15 protein-coding genes are annotated in these 24,255 nt (G+C 47.8%); 7 read left to right on the top strand and 8 right to left on the bottom strand.

All coding sequences use genetic code 11. The annotated features are described in order from the left end of the window. Positions 1-8: 8 nt before the first annotated feature. From EYB58_RS20170 to EYB58_RS20160, 3 genes are read right to left on the bottom strand one after another with little or no spacing between them, the layout of a single operon-like run. Complete coding sequence (locus EYB58_RS20170; protein ID WP_111954982.1) at positions 9-767, bottom strand: 4Fe-4S dicluster domain-containing protein; 759 nt, start codon at positions 765-767, stop codon at positions 9-11. Next, a complete protein-coding gene (gene fdnG, locus EYB58_RS20165) occupies positions 764-3,826 on the bottom strand; it encodes a formate dehydrogenase-N subunit alpha (RefSeq protein WP_111954984.1) in 3,063 nt (1,020 codons plus the stop codon). Before fdnG ends, EYB58_RS20170 begins: the two co-directional genes overlap by 4 nt. A gap of 38 nt (positions 3,827-3,864) precedes the next feature. Beyond that, positions 3,865-4,719 (bottom strand): formate dehydrogenase accessory protein FdhE, encoded by an 855-nt coding sequence (locus EYB58_RS20160; RefSeq protein ID WP_163354338.1) that lies wholly within the window; start codon positions 4,717-4,719, stop codon positions 3,865-3,867. A gap of 983 nt (positions 4,720-5,702) precedes the next feature. On the opposite strand from EYB58_RS20160, the gene tyrS reads away from it, so the two are divergent. Further along, positions 5,703-6,983 carry a tyrosine--tRNA ligase gene (gene tyrS / locus EYB58_RS20155; protein ID WP_111954990.1) on the top strand — a complete coding sequence of 427 codons (1,281 nt, stop codon included), beginning with the start codon at positions 5,703-5,705 and terminating at the stop codon, positions 6,981-6,983. A 550-nt stretch (positions 6,984-7,533) separates the two neighbouring features. Here tyrS and EYB58_RS20150 read toward each other — a convergent pair. Next, complete coding sequence (locus tag EYB58_RS20150; protein WP_163354340.1) at positions 7,534-8,982, bottom strand: IS110 family transposase; 1,449 nt, start codon at positions 8,980-8,982, stop codon at positions 7,534-7,536. A gap of 428 nt (positions 8,983-9,410) precedes the next feature. After that, positions 9,411-9,875: a response regulator gene (locus tag EYB58_RS20145; RefSeq protein ID WP_111954994.1), complete on the bottom strand. Its 465-nt coding sequence runs from the start codon at positions 9,873-9,875 to the stop codon at positions 9,411-9,413. A 275-nt stretch (positions 9,876-10,150) separates the two neighbouring features. Here EYB58_RS20145 and EYB58_RS20140 point away from each other — a divergent pair, with 275 nt between their 5' ends. From EYB58_RS20140 to EYB58_RS20115, 6 genes are all read left to right on the top strand, one after another. Beyond that, complete coding sequence (locus tag EYB58_RS20140) at positions 10,151-10,600, top strand: VOC family protein (RefSeq protein ID WP_207309091.1); 450 nt, start codon at positions 10,151-10,153, stop codon at positions 10,598-10,600. Positions 10,601-10,865: 265 nt separating this feature from the next. Continuing rightward, positions 10,866-11,516: an HAD family hydrolase gene (locus EYB58_RS20135; RefSeq protein ID WP_163354342.1), complete on the top strand. Its 651-nt coding sequence runs from the start codon at positions 10,866-10,868 to the stop codon at positions 11,514-11,516. A gap of 640 nt (positions 11,517-12,156) precedes the next feature. Beyond that, positions 12,157-14,676 (top strand): amino acid permease, encoded by a 2,520-nt coding sequence (locus EYB58_RS20130; protein WP_111955000.1) that lies wholly within the window; start codon positions 12,157-12,159, stop codon positions 14,674-14,676. 212 nt (positions 14,677-14,888) lie between these two features. Beyond that, positions 14,889-15,497, top strand: a complete 609-nt coding sequence (locus EYB58_RS20125) for a TetR family transcriptional regulator (protein ID WP_111955002.1) — start codon at positions 14,889-14,891, stop codon at positions 15,495-15,497. A gap of 30 nt (positions 15,498-15,527) precedes the next feature. Then, positions 15,528-16,670, top strand: coding sequence for an efflux RND transporter periplasmic adaptor subunit (locus EYB58_RS20120; protein ID WP_111955004.1), 1,143 nt, complete (start codon positions 15,528-15,530; stop codon positions 16,668-16,670). Next, on the top strand, positions 16,667-21,154 hold the full coding sequence (locus tag EYB58_RS20115; protein ID WP_111955006.1) for an efflux RND transporter permease subunit: 4,488 nt from the start codon (positions 16,667-16,669) through the stop codon (positions 21,152-21,154). The genes EYB58_RS20120 and EYB58_RS20115 overlap by 4 nt, the downstream gene beginning before the upstream one ends. Positions 21,155-21,769: 615 nt before the next feature. Here the strand turns inward: EYB58_RS20115 and EYB58_RS20110 are convergent. The 3 genes from EYB58_RS20110 to EYB58_RS20100 form a co-directional block, all read right to left on the bottom strand. Continuing rightward, positions 21,770-22,747 carry an alpha/beta hydrolase gene (locus tag EYB58_RS20110; protein WP_111955008.1) on the bottom strand — a complete coding sequence of 326 codons (978 nt, stop codon included), beginning with the start codon at positions 22,745-22,747 and terminating at the stop codon, positions 21,770-21,772. A gap of 288 nt (positions 22,748-23,035) precedes the next feature. Further along, the gene (locus tag EYB58_RS20105; protein WP_111955010.1) at positions 23,036-23,647 is read right to left on the bottom strand and encodes a class I SAM-dependent methyltransferase; all 612 of its coding nucleotides are present in this window, start codon (positions 23,645-23,647) and stop codon (positions 23,036-23,038) included. 6 nt (positions 23,648-23,653) lie between these two features. After that, positions 23,654-24,154, bottom strand: a complete 501-nt coding sequence (locus EYB58_RS20100; RefSeq protein ID WP_111955012.1) for a GatB/YqeY domain-containing protein — start codon at positions 24,152-24,154, stop codon at positions 23,654-23,656. Positions 24,155-24,255 lie beyond the last annotated feature (101 nt).

The raw sequence follows: 24,255 nt of genomic DNA, 5'->3' as shown, positions 1-24,255 counted from the left end.
TCCTTGGGTTATCCACGATTATTGCCAAATTTGAACTGTCCTGTGAGAAATTGCCGCCGGGTCTGCTCAGCAGGCCGGACCTGGGCCCAAATAGCCTGTTTATGCGCTGCCTGTGCCACAACATGGGAGGCATAATCATCGGCATCTGATTGGCAAAGATAGATCACCCGTACATCTTCCGGATCTGCCAGAAATGCGTTGGGATGGGTCTTTTTAACCGCTTCTAAACGTTTTCCGGCCATTTCCAGCATGGCATCCCGGTCACCAAAATTCATGGTGCCCGTGGGGCAGGCCGTCACACATGCCGGCTTCAAGCCTTGCTGAACCCGATCAATGCACATGTCGCATTTGGTCCACTGCCCGGTCTCTTCATTTTTCCGGGGGACATTGTAAGGGCATAACTGATCCGGTGCCAGATCCACACTCTTGCTCAACGTGACCGATTCGTTGTAGACCACAGCACCGGTTTTAGAATCATGGGTCACAGCATTGGACTTGTACATATTAAGCATATATTTGCAGGGCGGTTCAATGCAGTGCCGGCACTGTTCCGGGAAAAAATTCCATCTAAGCTCTCCTTTTTTATCCCGAACCTCTTTAAACCGGACCAGTTTCAGGGTATGAGCAGACAGATCCTGAGGATTTTGGTGGGAGCCGACATTGCGCGTCTGTTCAGCAGGCAGGTCTTTCCACTGCTTGCAGGCCACCTGGCATCCCCGGCATGCGGTGCACAGGGTTAAATCTACGAAAAAACTTTTACCATTCATAATTTATCTCCCTCTTTCCACTTGCGCAGGTTAACCATAAAGGCCTTATACTCGGGAATACCTGTATTGGGATCACCCACGTTAGGGGTCACAATATTGGCTGAATCACCGCCATTCAAGGGGGCAATCCATCCATAATGCCAGGGCATGCCCACCATGTGGATTTCATTACCGTCAATGTTGAAAGGCTGAATACGCTCGGTCACCATGGCTATGGCCCATAAAGAACCGCGAACACTTTCAACCATGGCCCGATCCCCATTTTTAATACCCCGGAGCTTGGCCAACTGGGGGCTGATCTCCACAAACATCTGGGGTTCCGCTTCCACAAGCCATGACATCCACCGGGTCATGGAGCCGGTCTGCCAGTGTTCAGTTACCCGGTAGGTACTGGCCACAAAGGGGAACCTTGCATCGCATGCGGCCTTTTTCTCATTGCCCACCTCTATGGAGACGGGATTGTTGAGCTGAGAAGAGAAGGGATGGCTATGAACAGGACACTCAAGGGGTTCATAATGTTCCGGCAAAGGTCCATCCGCACGCCCAGGTCCAAACAGCTGTCCAAAACCGTTTTTGCGCATGATAAAGGGATGCCGTGTACCCGGCGCCCATCCACCGTCCGGGACATCGCCCTTCCAGGTCTCTCCATCCCATGCAATAACAGCCTTTTCCTTGTTCCAGGGCTTTCCTTGAAGATCAACAGACGCGCGGTTGTATAAGATTCTTCGGTTAACCGGCCAGCACCAGGTCCAATTGGGATAAAGACCGATGCGAGCCTGATCTTCTGTCTGGGAAGGATCGCGTCTCTGGGCCATATTCCCGGCATCCGTGTAAGAGTTGCAATAGAGCCAGTTACCCGATGTGGTGGAGCCGTCATCCATCAGATAAGCAAAAGAGGGAACCTGCTGTCCTTTTTTAAAGGATTTCCCTTTTATGGTCACATCCCGGGTAAACCAGCCGTTGGCCAGCTTTGCAGTCTGATCGGCACTGAAATGGTAATGACCGTGGGCGTCCTTTTTACACATATTGTTGAAGCTTAAACGGGTAATGGGCTCAGGAAATGCCCCGCCCTCCTTCTCGTAAAGTTTGGCAACCTCTTCCCACAACTCATGGAAGTAGTGCCCATCCGAGAGAATCCCTTTGGGCGCCTCGGGCCCTTGATACCGCCACTGACACCATCGGCCGGAGTTGGAGACCGATCCGTCCTTTTCAATGGCTGAAGCGCAGGGGATATAAAACGTCTCTGTTTTGATTTCTTCAGGATTCATTCCCGGCCCTTTCCAGAAATCGCTAGTTTCACACTGGAAAAGGTTTACATTGACCATCCAGTCAAGTTTACTGATGGCCTCACGGGTTTTCACAGAATCAGGACCTGAACAGGCGGGATTCATTCCCCATATCAACGCCCCTGAAAATTTGCCTTCCCACATGCGATGAATCAGGGGAATCCAGGAGTATTTATCCGAAGAGAGGCTGTCTAACTTGGGAAGATACCGGTAAGCTTCCTCGATCTTATCATCCGAATACATGGCCTTGATCAAACTGGCCGAGTATTTCGGGTAATTCTGCCACCAGTTGGCACTTTCAGGGTCATTGTTTTTCGGCGTAAAGGCATTGTTATAGGCCTCCAGGGTATCCAGGCCGGCCACCGGTGTTTTGATATAACCGGGCAGAATATGGAAAAGCAGGGCATAGTCCGTGGAACCTTGCACATTACATTCACCGCGTAACGCATTAACACCGCCGCCGGCAACGCCAATGTTACCCAAAAGCAGCTGGATCATGGCCATGGCCCGAATATTCTGAACGCCTACAGAATGCTGGGTCCAGCCCATGGCGTACATGATAGTGCCTGCTTTTCCACGTTTACCGGTAGCCGCATAGGTTTGATAAAAATAAAGCAGATCCTTTTTGGACAGGCCTGATATGGCAGATACCTTATCAAGGGTGTACCGGTGATAGTGTTCTTTCATTATATTCAACACACACCGGGGATGATTCAGTGTTTTATCCCGCTTGGGGAGACCGTTCTCATCTTTTTCAAATGTCCATGTGGCTTTGTCATAGATCCTTGTCTTTTCGTTGAAACCGCTGAAAAGACCATCTTTAAACTCATAATCCTCACCCAGGATAAAAGAGGCATTTGTATATTCGGTTACATAGGGAAGAAAATAGTTCTCATTTTCAAGAATATAACGAATCAAGCCGCCCAGAACGGCAATATCGGTTCCGGAACGTAGGGCCATATATTTATCGGCCTTGGCTGAAGTTCTTGTGAATCGGGGATCCACATGGATAATTTTAGCCCCTTTCTGCTGGGCCTTCAGGGCCCATTTAAAGGAGATAGGATGATTTTCGGCAGCATTGCTGCCCATAATTAAAATACAGTCACTGTTTTTTAAATCAATCCAGTGATTGGTCATAGCACCGCGTCCAAACGTCTCTCCCAGAGCCGCTACAGTTGCACTATGTCAGATCCTGGCCTGGTGTTCAATATAGACAAGTCCCAAAGACCGGGTAAAGCTGTGCATGGCCAGACACTCTTCGTTGTCAATGGCAGCAGAGCCCATGGAGGCAATTCCCATTGTCCGGTTGACTTCTTGGCCTTTATCGTTTTTAGCCTCAAAGGATTTATCCCGGGAATCTTTGATCAGACGGGCAATTCGTTTTTTGCACCAATCCCAGTCCTTGGGGATAAACGCTTTTCCATAGGGTTCCCGGTAGAGGCAGGTCAGGGTCCGTTTGGGGTTTTCCGTCATCTGGATGGTGGCCGCACCTTTGGCACATAATGCGCCCTGGTTGATGGGATGATCAGGGTCCCCTTCAACGTTGACGGCCCGCTTTGTCCCAAGGTCCGTGTTTACCAGAAGACCGCATCCCACAGAGCAAAAAGCACAGATGGATGTGGTCTGTTTCGTCCATTTGGGATTCAGTTGTTTGGCATGCGTTGCAGACTTTGAAACTGCAGAGCAACCCAGGCCGGTAAATGCCGGCATCGCTGTAATTCCTGCAACTGTGGCAGAGGCCATTTTCACAAAATTTCTACGGGTTAAGTCCATTACTTCTCCTTTGCATGGGGTTAAAAGGGACTGTATCGTTAGATGCACCATGCCGAAAAAGCCATGCGCTTATAGCCGTAATTTGCGGCAAGCATGTCCAGGGGCAAGGATTCAAGGTCATTAAGTGGGGCGAAAGCTTCTCGGTCAAGTTCCCGAAAATCAATTGTTTTTATATAGGTATTGCACTCGGCGCAGGTCTCCACCTGAAATCCGGATTCGCCTTCTGCCGTAAAATTGCTTAATTGATCCGCCTTGTCAATGTTGCAACAGGCACAGGCCAGCCGTCTGATTCGGTAGATAAACCTGCAAAAGGAGCAGTGGGCAAATCTTTGCCCTTCTTTTCCCCGAAGTTCCAGCATATATGGCGGGCTGCCACACACGGGACAGGCACCACCGGCATGGATCTGTTCAGGGTCAATTCCTTTGGCCTCAGCCATGGCACGCCCTGCTGCTTGAATGCTTGGCGCAGCAGCGGCCATGACAAGAAAGGGTAGTGCAGATGGTGCGTCAGGGATTTGCTCTTCCCATTTTTTTAAAACAGGCCCTGAAAAATCACCGCCGGCAAAACGGGTCTGGATCTCGTTCCAGGCTTGTTCAAAAGAAAGGCCTTTTTTTTCAACCACCCCTTGAAACTGAACTACCGCATCAACCATAGAAGCGGGCATGACGTCTCTTTCGTCAAGGATAGCCTCCATGATCCGGGCAGTCAGGACTTTAAAATTTTTCATATCCAGGGAGAAATTCAAGGGAGAACAGACCGGGACTTGTGAAAGAGGGATACCTGACAAATCAAGCTGAAGGCCGCCTGTGTTTTCTGCCTGAAGCAGGGCTGTTTTCCCCAAAAGTGCTGAAAGATCAGCAGGCAGATGCTCCCGGGAATCCAATCGTTCCATAGTGCTGAGAATGATTCTTGTTTGGCTTAAAGTTTCCATTTTTTAATATAGTTAAATTTCCCCTTGTGATTCGTACAAATTCATTACCTTTGCCTGATACCTGGGTTTCTTTTTACAGTATCTGGAAAGATTTAATACCGTCCAGACATGTTAAAAAAAGGTTTAAAATTATATTTTGGGAGCCAAAAATCAAGTTTTTATTTGTTAAAAAATTTAATGGAATTGTAAAATTTGTAAGCTTTTAATTTTCAAAAAATAATAAACAATAAAGCTTGTACATTAAATTAAGGGTCTCATGAGAGGACAGCTTGATGATCAAAACTATTTAATAATAGTCGTGGCTTTTAAATTCGATATTGATGGTATTTTGTTTATGACATAGTCCTCAATGAAAAATTTTTAATACCCTCCACAATGCTTATGTTATTGAATGCTGATTCTAAATCGGTTCGGGTGTCCAATGATAGACATATTGTGGACCCAATTCCTATTTTCAAAAATCCTGAAAATCAGAAAAATTGGACTGGGCAATTTAAATACAAAGGCACGCTCCTGGGTTTTGCAAACCACTGAGCACTGGAAAAACAAGCCAACGCATTTCCTGGCGAGGCTCTTAGCCCAGAATTATAGACATAGTCTATCGCATGTGATTCGCCGGAATTTTAAGATGGAATGAAAAATTTTTTATAGGATCTCATCAACTTACTAAAAAAACTTGATTTTTATTCAACGGCAATGTTATACAGCATTTTTTAAAATTGGAGAATTAATTTGCAACACCACATTGCTGCCAAACAGACCTATTATTATTACGGGTATTACATATCTGGCTGCCGTGGTGTTTCTTGATCTGATTTAAAAACAAACGAAAATTCAATGCTACAGGCCGGAAGTGTCTGTAGCATTTTTTATTTTAAAGGGCTGCAACACATTTCCGGGTTGCAGCCCTTTTTTTATTTTTAATTACATAGGATTATCGAAAAATGAATGTACTGGACATCCTGAAAGAACGTGGATTTATTGACAATCAAACCCATGCAGCAGAGCTGGAATCCTACCTGAACAAAGAGGGGGGAAGCTGCTATATCGGTTTCGACCCGACTGCGGACAGTCTCCATGTCGGTCATCTGATTCCAATCATGTCCCTATCCCATATGCAACAAAACGGCCACCGTCCCATTGCCTTGGTAGGTGGGGGAACAGGCATGATCGGAGACCCCAGCGGCAAGACTGAAATGAGGCAGATGATGACCCTGGATACCATTGACAAAAATGTTATGGGTATCAAAAATCAATTGTCAAAATTTATCGATTTTAAGGACAACAAGGCACTTTTAGCAAACAATGCTGACTGGCTTGCCACCCTTGACTATGTCCCCTTTCTGCGGGATATCGGTAGGCATTTCAGCATCAACCGGATGATTAAGGCGGAAAGCTACCGTCAGCGCATTGAATCCGAAGAGGGGCTCAGCTTTATCGAATTCAACTATATGCTCCTCCAGGCCTATGATTTTCTCAAACTTTTTGACCGCCACCACTGCATGCTCCAGATGGGGGGCAGTGACCAGTGGGGAAATATCTTGGCTGGTGTAGACCTGGTTCGAAAGACCAGGCAGGAAAACGTATTTGGAATCACTTTCAAACTAATTACCAAAAGCGACGGCAGTAAAATGGGGAAAACAGCTAGTGGTGCTGTCTGGCTCGATCCCGAAAAAACCTCTCCTTATGACTATTATCAATTCTGGGTGAATACTGATGACCGGGATGTGGTTCGGTTTCTCTCTCTTTTCACCTTTCTGCCAATGGCTGAAATCGATCACATCACCTCACTTTCAGACGCGAGACTAAACCAGGCCAAGGAGGTTCTCGCATTTGAAGCCACTTGCCTGGCCCATAGTAGAGAAGAGGCTTTAAAGGCAAAGGCCGCAGCAGCGGCAGCCTTTGGTAACCGCGAAATTTTTGATGAGATATTACCATCCTCAACCATACCGAGACAGGGGACGGCTGTTTCCCCAAGCACTCTTCCCACCACCCAGGTCTCCATGGGAGAACTGGATGATGGAATCCCGGCTTATCAGCTCTTTCATCGAACAGGTCTTTCCAAAACAGCTGGAGAGGCCCGGCGCCTGATAAGCCAGGGCGGGGCATATATAAATGGAGACAATGTGACGGTTTTTGATCTGCCGGTCTGTGCCGATCATCTTATAAACCATGAAATTATCCTGAGAGCTGGCAAAAAAAGGTATCACAGAATTAAGATTTAAAACGATAATCGAATTTTAAATAGAATCAGCTTTGCTTTTAAAAAAGCTTTGCTGATTCTGTAAAAATATAGAGTTACTCACTGAGCAAATTATTAAATCTTACAACAATTGTATGGATGCTTCTCATTAAACCCTATCTATGATGGTGAGTAATGATAGAGCACCAGAGAAAAAACAAGGAATATTTTCAATTTTTTTTTGAGACGTACCATTCCTGTCCGATACGATCGGTTTTTTAATGATACCAATAAGATCAATTGTATCCCAATGTCATCAATTCTAAAAATTTAGCGTTACTGGTGGAAGACCATGCCCTATAAATCCAAAATTTGGCATACTGGTGTAACAAGATATCTCGGCATAATTTCCGAGGATCAGAGCACCTTTGAGCCATAATGAAAATATTGGAGCGGACATGGTGGACATTCTATTATTAGCCGTCAATGAGATATGTTAACCAGATCCAATGCGACAGTATAAATGAAGCCATCCCGTCCGCAAAAATCGTTAAAATTCTGATCCGAGACAACAATCTGAACCTATATTTTATTTACAAACTCAATTTTATGCCATAAAGCTCCTGTATCATGTTGCGCCATTGCCCTAAGGGCATTTTTTTATCGAATGCAATATCTAACATCCTGACCCTTCTCCATTTATCCATGAGTAACGGCCAAGCTTCTTGATAATAACGGGCTCGTTCTTTCATCAGGCACTGTTGGCTTCTTAAGTGCTTTGGCAGATAAGCTTGGTGTGTTCGCATCAGACACATTGCCATTCTAAGAAATCTTCTTGCCATCCCAAAATCAGCATGCTGATCTCGGGCTTCTCTTCGTTTATAGTCGGCAATTAATTCGTCGGGGCCATGAATCCCCATATGCATGCCGCACTGGACGACATAATTTTTTAAAATACGATTACACCGCTTACCAACTCTAATAACCTGAGTTTTGCCTTGTTCCCCTCCGGTCTGCTTTATTTGCGGAATTATACCGGCATAAGACACCAGGTTTGTCAAAGATCTCTGCTTGCTGGGATCTCCAATTTCAGCACTTACACCGGCAGCTAAAATTAAGCCGATTCCTCGAATTGTGGTTAAGAATGCTCCTGGGATCTGCGCTAAATGTGCCGCGATATCTCGTTGTAATTGGTCAGTGCTTTCTTGGAGGCATAGAATTAATCTGACTTGCTGTTTCAATGACAGTTGCAATGTAACAATATGATCTTTTTGGGGTTTGAGGACCTGACCTGCATAGCGTTGAAGCTTTTCGGCACGACCCTCTGGATTCGGCAGCCCTTGTTTAGCAATAATTTTCACTAATGCAGTTGGTCTTCGGCGCCGGATCTGATGCACACTGAATCGGTCTTCCATCAATATTAATGACGCGGGTGAAAATGGAGGAATTCCACTTTTGGATTCATTTAAAAAGCCTGGAAAAATCTGATCTACAATCGTGTGAACCCTGTTTTTCACACCGCTTTTCGTGACCACCAATTTCTGTCTTTCTCGACAAAGCGTTCTTAAATTCCAATAGATTCCGGATTGAGCCGGAGAACAATTTCCCCTGCAGTTGAGAAGCATTTTACTGATACCCAATAGATCTAACCGGTCCGTGCTCGCTTGGACATTTTCCCTATGTCTTTTGGCATCAAGAGCATTTACCCCCGCCACCAGCCAATTTTCAGAACGTAGGGCTTCAATGAAGTTATTCGCATATGTCCCACAATCCTCACCTCCGAAAAAAGTGTGTTTAATATCAATGCCATGATGATGACAAGATCTGGTTACTTGATCAATTAAATATTCTACTCCTTCAGGTGTATTTTTTATGGAAAAGGGCTTTCGAAGAATTTTTCCATTCCCATTGCAAAACATGGCCATATGGTCTTTTTTGGCATAGTCCATAGGGATGCACATAACCTTGGACCTGTCTTTTGCCATTTCAAAAAGGGTCAGGATTTCTTGACTTTGATTCTGAAAAATGTTTCTTTTTTTCATAGTGAAGCTCCTTATAACATTCAACTGCCTCATTGCAGATTGATCTTTAAAATATCACCATTTATGGATGGTAATTTTTGTTTATGAGGAGTTTCACAATTTGAGGGGCAAAAACTATAAATTCAGAGGAAAAGCGAAACTATCACCTCAAAATGATTGAGTCGTGATTCTGTGTGAGACTGAATGAAATTCTCTCACAAATTCACGCCATCAATCATTTTGTAATGTATCGGTATTTAAGGACGCCTAAGCCCTTATTGAAGTGGTGTTGACTACGTTTGTTATTGGTGACCTATATCGAAAATCTGGCAGATCAAGTCAAGGGTCTGAGGTGAAGACTACCTTTCGGCCAGGCTCCGTTTTAAGGTAAATGAGAGCCCCCAGACTTACCTTCTGATGAAAGATATAATGATCAAAAAAACAACATGTTATCTTTTCAATATTTGAGCTATCTGTTCATCACGTTCTTCTTTTGAGATGTATAGTTTGATTCTGACGTCAAAGATTTTTGCTTTCCGTTCATTTCTTCTGGAAACAGCCTGTTCTGCTTTTGAAATGAGTTGGTTTATATTGCAAGGTTTTGTCAGGTAATCAAAAGCATCTAATTTAATTGCTTCAACAGCATAGTGAATTGTAGAGTGGCCTGTGAGCATGATCACTTCCACAGTTGGGTGCTTTTCTTTGAGTCTTTTAATGGTTTCAATACCATCCATGCCGGGCATTATTACATCAAGAACTACCACCTCAATGGTGTCGTCGTTATCAAGTTGGTTTAATGCTTCCATTCCGGAAAAGGCACAGATCACAGCAAATCCTCTTTGGCGAAGGCGCTGTGCGAGGGTATCAATAAAAGGTTTTTCATCATCGACAAGTAAAAAATTAATTGGGGTCATATGCCCTCCTACCCCGATAGTCTCACCACAAAAATATACGGTCGATCGTTTCCGATTTTTAAACCGTAACCTCAAGAAAAAACGAAAAATATTGATAATGTTTTCCTCATTAAGCCCCACAGAATCAATTATCATCATTGTTTAATAAAAAGCAAAAAAATTCAAAGAGAACTTTTTACTTTAACCTTTTGATGTATAATCTTTTATTAAATATAGTTTTCTGACACCGCCTGTCAGATTAAATCCAGACGTTTACAATCATGAAGGAATTCACCATGAAGTACGCTCACACCAACATCGCAGCCCGGGACTGGAAGGCCCTGGCTGCATTTTACTGCACTGTTTTCAACTGTCGAATTAAACAGCCGGAACGAAGCTATTCCGGTGAATGGCTTGACCGGGGCACGGGGCTGTCCGAAGCACGCCTTGAAGGCGCGCATCTCCTTTTGCCCGGCTTCGACGATAACGGGCCTACCCTGGAGATCTTTACATATGCCGAGATGGTGGAGACCGCCGATTCTATGGCCAATCACCGTGGATATACCCATATCGCCTTTGAGGTGGATGATGTAAGAACGGTGTATGACAAGGCCCTGAAAGAGGGAGGCATCCCCCTTGGCAAGGTAACGGAAAAACCAGTGCCAGGAATCGGAACCCTAATCTTTGTCTATTTTAAGGACCCCGAGGGCAATATCATTGAGATTCTCTCCTGGAACAGGGAATAAAAACAGGCGCCGATCAGGAGGGGCAGTGACTAAGGACCGCAGATTAAATAACTTGAACGAAATAGCTTGCCTTTTGGCCCATCTACTTCGTTGCATCAAAGGTCCAATAGGCCTGCTATTCAACCTTTGATGCGCCTTGTTGATGAACCAAACTTCGGCGTTATTTCTGCCCAACTTATTTAATCTGCGGTCCTAATCATTGTTGATCAATTATCCTGATTTTTTTAAATTTGTATTTTCCCATTCACCTGTTTATGGAGTTGCAGTGAACAAATTAATTATATTCGACTTTGACGGAACTTTGGCAGACACACGGACTGATATTGGGCGTGCTGTTAATTCGGTTCGCACCTCATACGGACTTCCTGAATTTCCCATGGATAAAATTGTAGGGTATGTTGGCGGCGGGCGCACCCAGTTGATGGAAAAATCACTCCATGACCAGCCTGAAAAAGATATAACCGAAGCGTGCAATCGATTTACCGAATATTATGTAAGGAATCTTGTTGTGGATACCCGGCTTTATGATGGCGTCTCAGAAACGATAAAGGCTCTCTGGAGTAAAGGATATTTTCTGGCAGTTTTGTCCAACAAGCCCGGCGATATGTGTCGCAAAATTACCGCCTTTTTTGGACTGAATCAATATCTGATTACAACCTTGGGTGGCGGTGACGTTTCTACCGTAAAGCCTGAGCCAGAGGGCTTTTATGAAGTGTTACGAGTTGCCAGAGAAAAAGGCTTCAACGGAAAAAAAGAAAACACCTGGATGGTCGGCGATCATCATACCGATTTACAGCTTGCGCTGAATGTTGGGATCAACAGTATTTTTTGCAAGTTCGGTTTTGGAAGCAGGCTGGAAATGAACCCTGATTTTGAGATTGAAAGGTTCAACGAAATAAAATCAATCATAATCTGAGAATTTTTTAGGCGTCACAAAATTCACAGTGAAACTCTATATTGAAAAGGCTGATTTTGACGGGCTAAAAATATTTCCTAAAGAGCAGACGACCTCCAAAACAAGGTCCGTTTTTCAGGCAAATGACTCCCCCCCAGAATTTCCCTGTAAATCCTAACGTTTGAGTTGTCAACGTGAATGCTTTTTGCATGCTAAGGACCGCAGATTAAATAACTTGAACGAAATAGCTTGCCTTTTGGCCCATCTACTTCGTTGCATCAAAGGCCCAATAGGCCTGCTATTCGACCTTTAATACGCCTTGTAGATGAACCAAAATTCGGCGTTATTTCTGCCCAACTTATTTAATCCGCGGTCCTAATTGACCCGTTTCAGGTGGGCGCACCGTGATGATTGAACGCCTTGCAGTAAATTATCCGGCCACCATATATTGTACCTGCTTTCAAAAGCCAAGAATCAATTATATTGGCGGGTAACCGTATTTTTTCCCATGGGATTGCCCCGCGAACAAAAAGTAATTTTTAAATCTCTGAAACCGGTTATTTACCAGCAACCTCAGCCATGGTAAATAGTTGATTAAAAACATGCCGCATGGCCGCCATGCTTTCGGTTATTCACCCTCGTTTAATTTAAGGAAAAGTCCATGTCATCAGATAGCAATGAGGTCGTTACCGGCCGGTTAGGTACGTTTTCCGGTGTTTTTACACCGAGTGTTTTGACCATTCTCGGGATCATTCTTTTCCTGCGTTTAGGGTATGTGGTGGGTGCTGCCGGACTTGGAAAAGCGTTGATTATCATTGCCGTGGCCAATCTGATTTCCGTTCTGACCAGTTTTTCTTTGGCTGCTGTTTCCACCAATATGAAGGTTGGCGGCGGCGGTGACTATTACCTGATTTCAAGGACCCTTGGCATAGAGTTCGGCGGGGCCATCGGCATTGTGTTGTTTATAGCCCAGTCCGTATCCATTGCCTTTTACTGCATTGGTTTCGGGGAGGCCCTGACAGCCATCCTTGGCCTGAACGGCCATGTTACGGTACAGCTTATTGCAGGTACGGCGTTGCTGTTTCTTTTTATGCTTGCATGGATCGGCGCGGATCTGGCCACCAAGTTCCAGTATGTGGTCATGGTGTTTTTGATTCTGGCGCTACTATCCTTTTACATTGGCGGTCTCCGGCAGTGGAACACCGGACTTTTGATGGAAAACTGGGTCGCGGGGGAAGGCACGGCTTCTTTCTGGATTCTTTTTGCCCTGTTTTTTCCGGCGGTGACCGGGTTTACCCAAGGGGTGAGCATGTCCGGCGATCTTAAAGACCCGGGTAAAAGTCTGCCCACAGGCACGTTTGCCGCAGTTTTTATCTCCATACTGGTCTATTTTTCCGTGGCTGTGGTGTTTGCCGCTTCCACACCTTTGCAAACCCTGGCCGGTGACTACGGGGCCATGCAACAAATTTCCATGTATGGCTGGCTGATCAATGCCGGTGTTATTGCCGCCACCCTGTCTTCGGCCATGGCCTCGTTTCTTGGAGCGCCCAGAATTTTAAAGTCCCTGGCCTCGGATAAAATATTTCCCATTCTTAACCCCTTTGCCAAGGGCTATGGGCCGTCCGACAATCCCCGTCGGGCTGTGCTGCTCTCTTTTGGTATTGCTGTGTTCACTGTTTTTATGGGGCAGCTGGACCTGATTGCAGGGGTGGTCTCCATGTTTTTCCTGATCTCCTACGGCTTGCTCAATTATGCCACCTATTTTGAGGCCTCTGCCGAGACCCCGTCTTTCAGGCCACGGTTTAAATGGTACAATAAAAAAATCAGCCTTGTGGGCGCGTTGATTTGCCTGGGCGTGATGCTGGCCATTGATTTTAAGACCGGGATTGCTGCCGTGGCCATTTTGTTTGCTATTTTTCAATATCTCAAACGGGTATCTGGCCCTGCAAGGTGGGCGGACAGCCGGCGATCTTACCATCTTAAACTGGTCAGGGACAATCTGCTGGGCGCACAAAAGGTTCACGCGCATGCAAGGGACTGGCGACCCTATCTCCTTGTATTGTCCAATGACGAAGAACAGATGAAGCAGTTGCTGGATTTTTCTTCTCTGGTCGAGGGGAAAAGCGGTATTACAACAGCCGTACGGATACTCCAGGCACGGGGATACCGTGCTGTAAAACTTAAGGCAGAGGCGGAAAAGGATCTGGCCCGGATCATTTCCGAAAAAGAAAGTTCAGCATTTTCCCTTGTGCTCTCTTCAGAGTATGCGGCCAACGGCCTGGCAGTGCTGTGCCAGAGTTTTGGACTTGGGCCGGTCAAGGCGAATACCGTGCTTTTGAGTTGGAATGAGCCGTATGCCAAGAATGATGACCCAGTCCAGTTCCACAATTACCGGGAGTTGATAAGGCCGGCAATTCAGTCCGGGTGCAATATCATTCTCTGGGATCAAAAAGATTTGCCTGAATCTGATGAAAGCATCGGGAAAGACAAAACCATTGATGTCTGGTGGCAGGATGACGACACCAGCCGGCTCATGCTTCTTCTTGCCTATCTGATTACAAGAGACGATCATTGGGAAGACGCCAAAATCAGGCTTTTAGCCTGCTATCTGGACCGGGATAACGAGCAGATCATGCAGATGCTTTCCGACACCCTGGATGAGTTTCGTATCCAGGCCGAGCCCAAGATTGTCCTTGGAGTCAATGAAAAGGTGTTTTTTGACATATCAGCAGAGACCGATTTGGTTTTTCTTCCTGTGTCCCTGAAAAAAGATGATGCCCTGATGTTTGGAGACTTGCCGGCAGACCAGCTTCTGCCGGGCCTGAAAACGGTTGCCATGGTCATGGCAGTACAGAAAATCGAACTGGATTCATCCCCGGAAGAGGGCCGGGCCGGTGAGTTGGCGCATCTGTTTGATGAGCTCAAACATGCTGAAAAAAGGGTGGATGCCGCAAAGAAAATAGCCCAGCAGGCCGCAAGATCCGCCACGGACTTTATCAAAGATGCCGATGACATGCAGTTCAATGACCCGGACCTGTTAACGCATATTAAAGAGAAGCTTGCATTGCAGGAAAAATCCGAAGAAGCCAATAAAAAGGTGCTTAAAGAACAGGTGAAACTGATGGAAGTCTCCCAACGGGCCAAGGATGAGGGACTTGCTGTGGATAACGAAGCCCCATGATTTTTTCATGGTCCCGGTAGAGAGTACCGGTCGATGGGAAAAATTTATTCCTGTTCTATTTTCTTATTTTTATTGCATACCTGCTGGAAGGTATGTATAGTACGCGCCATTAAGGAACGGGTCTTAAATAACTTACCCATTTTGTTATATCCGGGACGCCCGCGTTCCCAGGTTCAGTTATTTCGGACTCATTTCTAAACTAAGGAAAATCTATGGCAAGAAAAACAAAAAAAGAGGCGGAGAAGACACGGCAGCAGATTCTGGATGCCGCGCTGAAGCTCTGTTCGGAAAAAGGCTATTCTAAAACCACGTTCGTGGATATTGCCAACGAGATCGGGCTGACGAAGGGCGCGGTTTATTGGCATTTCAAAACAAAACCTGAACTTTTGGCTGCTATGATCTCATACGGAGAAGAAAAGCAGTGTAAACGTTTTGAAAATATGGAGCCGAAAAGCGTGGCGGATCTGCGTGAGGGAATAGTCGAGTTTGCCAATACAATTGTGAGTGATGAGGAGGTCTGGAAGTTTGAGTTTTTCTGCGGTTTCCAGATTGAGTGGTCAACCGAGCTGATGGCACAAGTGCATGAAAAACTGGCGGAACTGCGCGTCGATCCGATGAAAGATTTTGAAAAAAAACTTGTGCGGCTGCAGGAAAAAGGTGCGTTGAGTAACGAAAAGGACGCGCGGACGCTTGCACTTTGTTTTGCTTCATCTTGGATTGGTGCAATGCATTTGGCGATGTACGGCGAATATGATCGGAATAAATTTGTGGAAGTGATACTGGAAAGTTTTGACCTGCTGTTCAGCAGTCTTTCCAACTGAGCCGGAGAACTTCAAATAAGGAGGGGTCGAATGGTAAAGGCAATCGGAAAAGTGGTTATCGCGATAGTTCTGATCGGCGTGGGCTATTTTATCAGTCTGTTTATTCCGTCAGGCGGACCGCCGCCGGGCATGATGGGTATGGGTGAAATGCCGCCACCCGCGGTGATCGCCGTTGAGCTGAAGGAACGGCCGCTGGATGTGCTCGACGACCATATTGCAACGGTCGAGCCGGTGCAGGAGGTCATGGTCCGTTCGGAAGTTGCGGGCTACATTGACGATGTCCATTTCACGGAAGGTTCTTTTGTGGAAGCGGGTGACCTGCTCTTCACCATCGATCAGAAACAATATCAGGCCATGGTTGAAGTGCGCGAGGCCGAGCTGGCCCGTGCCAAAGCCGAACTGGACCGCGCCGAAAAATTCCTCAAACGTATGCGTGAGGCGAATAAACGCAGCGTTTCACAGTCGGATCTCGACACTGCGGAAAGCGACCAATTGCAGGCCGTGGCCAACCTGAAACAGGCGGCGGCCAACCTGAACCTGGCCAGGATTGACTTGGGTTATGCAAAAGTGCGCGCGCCGATCAGCGGCCGCATCGGCATGGCCAAAGTGACCAAGGGCAATTATGTCACTTCCGCCTCCGGCGAACTTGCCCGCATAGTACAGACCAGTCCGATCCGTGTGGTCTTTTCGATGACCGACCGCGATTATTTGGACTTCCGTGCTCGGGAGTTAGCAGGCACCGCCGACGGCCTGGTTGCCCACATTCGTCTGCCGAACGGAACGCAGCTTCCGCTAGTCGGCAAGAAGGAGTTCGACGATAACGTTATGAATTCCGAAACCGGCACCATGGCGGTCCGCTACTTGTTCGATAATCCCGACGGGCGACTGGTCCCCGGCGGTTACGTCAACATTCTGCTCGGTTTGCGGCAACGCCCCATGGGCATCCGTATTCCCCAACGGGCACGGCTGCTTGATCCGCAGGGATCCTATGTGCTGACGGTTAACGGGGAGGGACAGGTCGGTACCGCCCGCATTGAAATCGGTGAATCAGTTGAAGGCGACTTTGTGGTGCTTTCCGGACTGAAGGCCGGCGACCGTATCGTGGTTGACGGTGTACAAAAAGCCCGGCCGGGTATGACTGCCCAGGTTACTTTGCAGGAGGCCGGAAAATGATTTCACGGGTATTCATTGAGCGCCCGCGTCTGGCGGGTGTGGTTTCCATTGTTCTTATGCTGGCGGGGATTCTTTCGATCACCTCCCTGCCGATTACCCAGTACCCCCAGGTCACACCGCCGCAGATCGTGGTGCGTGCAAGCTACCCCGGTGCGAGCGCCGAAGTCATGGCCGACATCGTGGCCGGACCCATTGAAGATGCCGTGAACGGCGTGCAGGACATGATTTACATGTCATCGACCTCCGACAATTCGGGAAGCTACTCACTCACCGTAACCTTCGCCGTCGGTACCGATCCGGACATGGCGCAGGTAAAGGTCCAGAACCGTGTGTCCCAGGCCGAACCGATGCTGCCGACCGAAGTGGTGCAGCAGGGCGTGACGGTTGAAACCGAATCAGCCGACATGCTCGGTTTTGTGATTGTCCGCTCGCCCGACCACAGTATTGATGAACAGTTAATGAGCGACTACACCTATAAAATCATCCAGCCGACCATTGAACGTATCCCCGGCATCAGCCGCGCACAGGTTTATGGCCCCAAATACAGCATGCGCGTCTGGCTGGATTCCGACCGCATCTCCGCACTGGGAATCGGCGTTGACGAAGTAACGTCGGCCATCCGTAACCAGAACCTACAGGCCTCCATCGGGTCCATCGGCTCTACGCCGGACGACGGCTCCGGACAGGTTGTCTTTACCTTGACCGCGGAAGGACGATTGAATGATACTGAATCCTTCGGCAACATCGTGGTGCGTACTGGGGACGACGGCGCTGTGGTCTACCTTAAGGATGTCGCACGCATAGAGAAGGGATCGGACAGCTATCTTTTTTCCGCCAAATACAACGGCGCCCCCTGTGTGGCGCTGGGTCTGAGCCGTACGCCGGGCTCCAACGCGCTCGACACCATGGATGTGCTGCAGACGGAACTGACGCGGCTCGAAAAGGATTATCCCGAAGGCCTTGAAACCATACTGCCCTACGACGCCTCCGAATTTGTCCGCACCAGCATCCGGGAAATTGTGTTGACGCTTGGGCTAACCTTCCTGCTCGTGGTCGTCGTCTGCTATGTCTTTTTGCAGAACTGGCGTGCCACGCTGATACCATCAATCACCATCCCGGTCTCTCTCTGCGCCACCTTCATGGTGCTTGCAGCCCTTGGCTACAGCATCAACACGCTGACGCTCTTCGGCCTGGTGCTGGCTATCGGCCTGGTGGTGGACGACGCCATTGTGGTGGTTGAACGGGTCATGGAGCTGATGGAAAGCGAAGGGCTCGACCAAAAAAGTGCGGCCATCAAAGCGATGCAGCAAGTCAGCGGAGCGGTTATCGCCACCACGCTGGTACTGTTGTCCATTTTTGTTCCCATCGGATTTATGGCAGGAATTACCGGCAAGATTTACCAACAGTTCGCGGTGTCAATTTCAGCAGCGGTCTTCTTTTCCACGCTCAACGCCCTCACACTCAGTCCTGCACTCTGCGCAACCTTTCTTCAGGTGGTTAAACCCAAAGAACAGGGCCCAAAACACTGGTTCAATACCGCGCTCAACCGCATACGGGGCGGATATGTTTCCGGCAGTACATATATTGCCCGCAAACTGGTCTTCACCACCATGATTTTGCTTGGTGTCTTCGGCGGTGTGTATTTCCTGTTCAACATGAGTTCGACAGCTTTCCTGCCCGATGAAGACCAAGGCGTCATTTTCGGGATGGCACAACTGCCCGAAGGGGCCACACGCGCTCGCACCGAGGCCCTGCTGGAGCATGTGTTGACGCCGCTGCAGAATGAACCGGGGATCGACTACACCGTTCAGGTAGTTGGTTTCAGCATGATGGGCGGTACTTCCGAAAACATGGCCTTCTTCATGTTCGGCCTTGATCACTGGAGCAGACGTGAATCTCCCGAGCTGAGCATTACGGCCATCCAACAAAAGCTGCAGGCGCGGCTGGCCACAGAGCCGGGCGCGCAGCTCAACCTATTTGTGCCACCCGCCATCATGGGCCTGGGCAACAGCGGCGGCCTGGATATTCGCCTGCAGGCCACCGCCGACAACGATCCCCAGCAGCTTCAGTCCGTCATGAATAATTTTTTGATGCAACTTAACATGGCGCCGGAAATCATGTTCGGCTTCAGTTCCTATTCCGCTTCAACGCCTCATCTCTATCTGGATGTGGACCGCACCAAGGCTGCTTTGATGCAGGTTGAGGTCAGCAGTATTTTCAGCGCGCTGCAGAACTATCTGGGCTCGCTCTATGTAAATGATGTCAACTTTGACGGACAGGTGAACAAGGCCATTGTCCAGGCTGACTGGCCGCACCGGAAGAATCTTGAGGCCCTCAACAATATCCATGTAAAGAACCGCAACGGCGCCATGGTGCCCCTGGGCAGCCTGGTTACGACGAAAACCACCCTGGCGCCGAGAATGATCGAACGCTACAACAAATTTTCAGCGGCCGGCATCACCGCTTTTACGGCTCCGATGATCAGCAGTGGAGATTCAATGATCAAGGTCTCCAAAATTGCTGAAACAGCACTCCCGGAAGGCTATTCCTTTGATTGGTCGGGACTCAGCTATCAGGAAGCCACCATCGCAGGATCGGCTACCCTGATCTTCATAATGGCCATTATCTTTGCCTATCTTTTTCTCGTGGCCCAGTATGAAAGTTGGACCACGCCGCTACCAGTAATCCTTTCAACTGCGGTAGCCGTGCTTGGCGCCCTGGCAGGCCTGATGGTCATCAAATTGCCGCTGAGTATCTATGCCCAGCTCGGCGTGATTTTGCTGGTCGGCCTGGCCAGTAAAAACGCGATCCTTATCGTTGAATTTTCCAAAGCCCGGCGTGAAAGAGGCCTTTCGATCATTGAGGCGGCTGCCGATGGAGCAAAACAGCGGTTCCGTGCGGTATTGATGACCGCCTTTACCTTCATCCTTGGTGTATTGCCCATGGTGTTCGCAAGCGGTGCCGGCTCTGCCAGCCGCCGGGTCATCGGCACCACTGTGTTCTCCGGGATGCTGGCCGCCACCTTGTTTGGGATTGTACTGGTCCCGGCACTCTTTGTGCTGTTTCAGACGTTCCGGGAAAAGATGTACGTCATCCGTAACCGTTCCGCAGCGAAGCACCTGTCCATGTTGCTGTTGTTATTGCCGATGCTGATGGTCGGTTGCATGTCGGTGGGGCCGGACTACCAGCGGCCCAGTCTGCCGGACATCCCCGATGCGCGGAATCTCGAGGTGGATGTGGCCGAATGGTGGAATCAATTCGACGATCCGGTGCTGACCGATATGGTCCAACGGGCGCTGAGCAACAACCATGACCTCAAGATGGCCGTGGCTCGGGTCCGTCAAGCCCGCGCCCAACTGGCCCGGACCAAGGCCGCCTATGGGCCGACCGTCGATCTAAGCGGCAGTGTCGATCGCTCCGATTCTTCGACAAACGGTCTGTCGGACACCGGTTCCACCACCCTCTACAGCACCGCATTCGATGCCGTCTGGGAAATCGATATTTTTGGCGGAACCAGACGGTCCGTTGAAGCAGCCGTTGCGGATTGGGAAGCAATCGGGGTCGGGCTGGATGACGTCCGGGTCAGCGTGGCCTCGGAGACTGCCATCGCCTATCTCAGCGTCCGCACCTACCAGCACCGCCTGACCGTATCACGGGCCAACCTGGAAGTTCAGCAGGATACCTATGAGATCCTTGCCGACAGGTTTAACATCGGCTTGGGCAATGGACTGGCCGTGCAACAAGCGCGTTACAATCTCGAAAGCACGCGGGCCGAAATCCCCTCCCTTGAGGCCGGGCTGGAGAGCGCCCGAAATGCCCTCTCGGTATTGGCAGGTGAGATGCCGGGCAGTCTGCAAATTCCGAATATTGACCGGATACCGCAATCTGATCTGGTGCTTGAGGGCATTCCGGCGGACCTGTTGCGCCGCCGCCCGGATGTCCAACGCGCCGAGCGTGAGCTGGCCGCACAGACGGCGCGAATCGGTGTAGCCGTGGCCGATCTTTATCCCAAATTTACGCTGACCGGCTCCATCGGGCTGGAGTCTTTGGAATCGTCTACGCTTTTCGAGTCAGACAGTGGGAAATACAGCATTATACCCGGAATTCGCTGGCCGATATTTTACTCCGGTTCTATCCGTAACAATATCAAAATTCAGGAAGCGGTCCAGGAACAGTACCTGTATGCATATGAATCCGCGGTCCTGAATGGTGTGCAGGAAGTGCGTGATACTTTGATGGATTACCGCAAGGAAAAAAAGCGTCGCGCTTCGCTTAGGATCGCTGTCGAAGCTGCACGTGCCGCGGAAGAGCTGGCCCAGGATCAATACAGCAATGGCCTTTCCGACTTCAACAATGTGCTTGATGCGCAGCGTTCGTTGCTCAGCTTCCAGGAAAAGCTCGTCGTAAGCGAAGGCACGGTAAGCCAGAACGCTGTTCGACTCTACAAGGCACTGGGCGGCGGGTGGCGTATTTTTGAAGAGTAGTTTATCCATTTCCAACGGCATGTTACCAAAAATAATGCTGTATTAGGGGGGTTGAAGTCCAACGGAACAAAAAGTTGCGCTAAGGATTCCGTAGTTTTTTTTATATGAAAGTTCCAATAAGTTACTGAATTACTTTCATGCTTTGTTGTGGGTTGAGCCTCGGTATTTATAGACCAAGTCAGCCTATGGCTGTTTATATGAAAGTCTGTGTAACTTCCATAGATCTTTCAATTTTTGTGTGGGTTGAGTCTGGGTGTTATTTAAAAGGAGAAATAGGGAAAGAAACATTTCTTTCTTGCGTAGGGATCCCAGTTCCCTATCCATTTTCTGGAGCTCAGCCGCTTTACCACAATTTGACCGGTAATGCGTATAATGCTTTCGTAAGATCCGATACCGGCTAAGAAGGCAGTTAATAAGGCTCCACGTAACCAGACTGCCGTGAACAAGATAATTCACCGGTTTATCCGGTGAATTATCTTGTTGGAAAAAGTGGAAATTTTGGTCTGTCTTCGGCTTGCAATTTTACTTGAAACCCCTCACCTGTTTTCGAGATATGGGTCGTAATGTCAAAATGACACTGTATTCCCTAAGCCACTAGTTCAGCGTGACGGGTATTTATTTTTCTTTAATTATTGTCGTACGCCGAAACTCATCTTCAGGGAACACTCTTCCTGACTGCAAGGTGTCAAAAATGTGGTCAAAGACTAATCCTGGCTGTCCGCTCTTTCTTCCTGATCTGAAGTAAGAATGCCCCTTTGGCTTGTCATAAGCATTATTCACGTCATCACAATCGACGGAATAAACATTTGCGGGTGTCATCTGCATATCTTCAGGACCGGTATGTCCAAGACGGCGAGATGCAATTTTATTTTTGAGATTTGAAGCCTTGCTAGCGCGGAGCGCTAAATCATCAGACGCATGATATACAATAACATTTCGCGACGAATGGCATATCAATTCACCCCGCTCGTTTTTGTGAAGTGACTCATTAACTATGTCTGCAGCGACCAGGAATGTGCTGCGGAAAATTAGTGGTACTCCATCAGAAAGGTCGTATCTATTCCAAGCGGCTAATGTTTCTCTCAGTACTCTGTTTCCCATTGAATGAGCCAGAACATTAATCCTCTTGAAGCAAGGGTCAGATTGAGGGTTGTAATTTTCCGAACTTCGCCAAGCTAAAAATTTTTCTAAAATCCGGGAAAACGAATAGGCGCTTGAATCAGCTGCTTTTTGATCATCCCAATAATCTTTAACAATTCCCAAATTATTGTCACAGGGCCATATCAATGGAACAACCAAGATCTCTCTCTTTTTTTTTATATCGCATAACCCTTGAAACTCTTCTGCGGCTTTAAAGACATTCTTGGGGAGGTTTGAGAAACCGTGAATGTAGATGAGAATTTGCCGATAGGGGGCTTCTTTGAGCTGAGAAAGAAAATTTATACTCCCCAGTTCTATATAGGAATCTTCACCTGTTTTTTCGCAAAAAAAGACAGAATTACTGGGAGCATTATTATCCAAATCAAAATCAAACTTTCGTCCTCTACGTGATCTAATGCTCTGTCTTGGAAACCGATTCGTAATAAATAGCATTTTATCCTCCTGGTAAATGTTATTATTCAAGCCAACGAAATGATCACTGCATAGTCCTGCAGGTTATGAAGGTGCAAAACGCCTAAAATCAGTGGGTGTGTTAACGCTTCACTGCATTTTGTTTGTGCTGTGCCGGGTACGGCACATGTTCTTAAAAGTGAGTTAAATGTATAGAATTCCAATGCATTTGGCAAGTTTTAGACCCAGCCTGATGGAGGCGAAGGGTGCAGTGGTATGGCAACGGGCCATCGGTGACGGTGGTTCGAGAGGAAGCAATTCCAGATCAATTTAAGGTTTTTCAGCCAGGCAGTTCATCCATGCCCCGTCTCGTCCCAGGCCATCCTCGGAAATCATAGTTCGGACAATATGCAGGTTGCATTTCAGGCATAAATCTGTCCATCCCTCCGGTGATAATGCTGTGAATTGACGCCCTTTAGAATCAAACTCATTTGTCATGACATCATCCCGCCGGGCCGGGACTGAAAATATAAACCGCCCCTTTGCTGTCAGAAGAGAATTAACGGTAGATATTGTGCTTTCGATGTCCTGTACGGATAGATGCATCAGAACGGCAACGGCGTATATGCCGTGAAAGACTCCTAACGCATTTAACAGCCCATCCGGCAGTTTTAAGTGAACCATATGCTCCGCAAGTTCGGGGTGATGTTGTTTTGCCTGTTCAATCATTGATGCCGAGCCATCAGTTGCAAGTACCTTGAACCCCTGGCTGACCATAAAGGCGGCATCCCTGCCGGAGCCGCACCCAAGCTCCAGAAGTCTGCCGCCTGGTTTCAGGCTGGATGAAAGAAAGTCATGCAGTTGTGTGACGTCGGCAGATTCATATCTCTCAGCCACTTTCAAGGCATTTTGATTGTAATAATCTAACGTTGAATGATCCATGAACCATTATTTTTTGGCGGTCATTCCCTGGAGAATATCCTTGACCTGGTTGCCGTCAGCAAGTTTTCCAAAATGTTTCATCACACTCCCCATGGCCTGCATGGGGCTTTTGATGGTAGATAAATCTATATTGGTTTTTATCCAGACTTCAATCTCTTCTGTGGTCGCCATTTTGGGCAGATAAGATTCTAAAAGTGACAGATAATCAGAAGAGGTCTCTTTTTTAATTTCCAGCACGGTTTTTTCAGATTTGACAAATTTTCGGATGATGTTCTGGATATCTTCATCCGTGATTTCCTCCGGCGTTTTTGTTCGGGTGGATTTTTTTCCGCTCTCAAGGGTGATGGGAACAGTTAGTTCAGGAAACGCGCCCATAATAAGACGCATGGTATCCCTTACAGCTGTATCTTTTTTTAGCATGGCGGCTTTCATATCCTGCCGGATTTTATCATAAAGGGAAATTTCCATTGATGCATCCCATCCATATTGGGCTGTGTGCTCTGCCATTACCTGTATTCTCCTTTAAGGGTTCGATGTTATTGTTACCGCCAATATTTACCACTATCCTGGAGAAATAAACAGAGTGACGATTCAATTCAAAAATGGGT

This window comes from Desulfobacter hydrogenophilus (genome assembly GCF_004319545.1).
Classification (GTDB): Bacteria; Desulfobacterota; Desulfobacteria; order Desulfobacterales; family Desulfobacteraceae; genus Desulfobacter; species Desulfobacter hydrogenophilus.
This window is presented reverse-complemented; position numbering and strand designations above follow the sequence as displayed.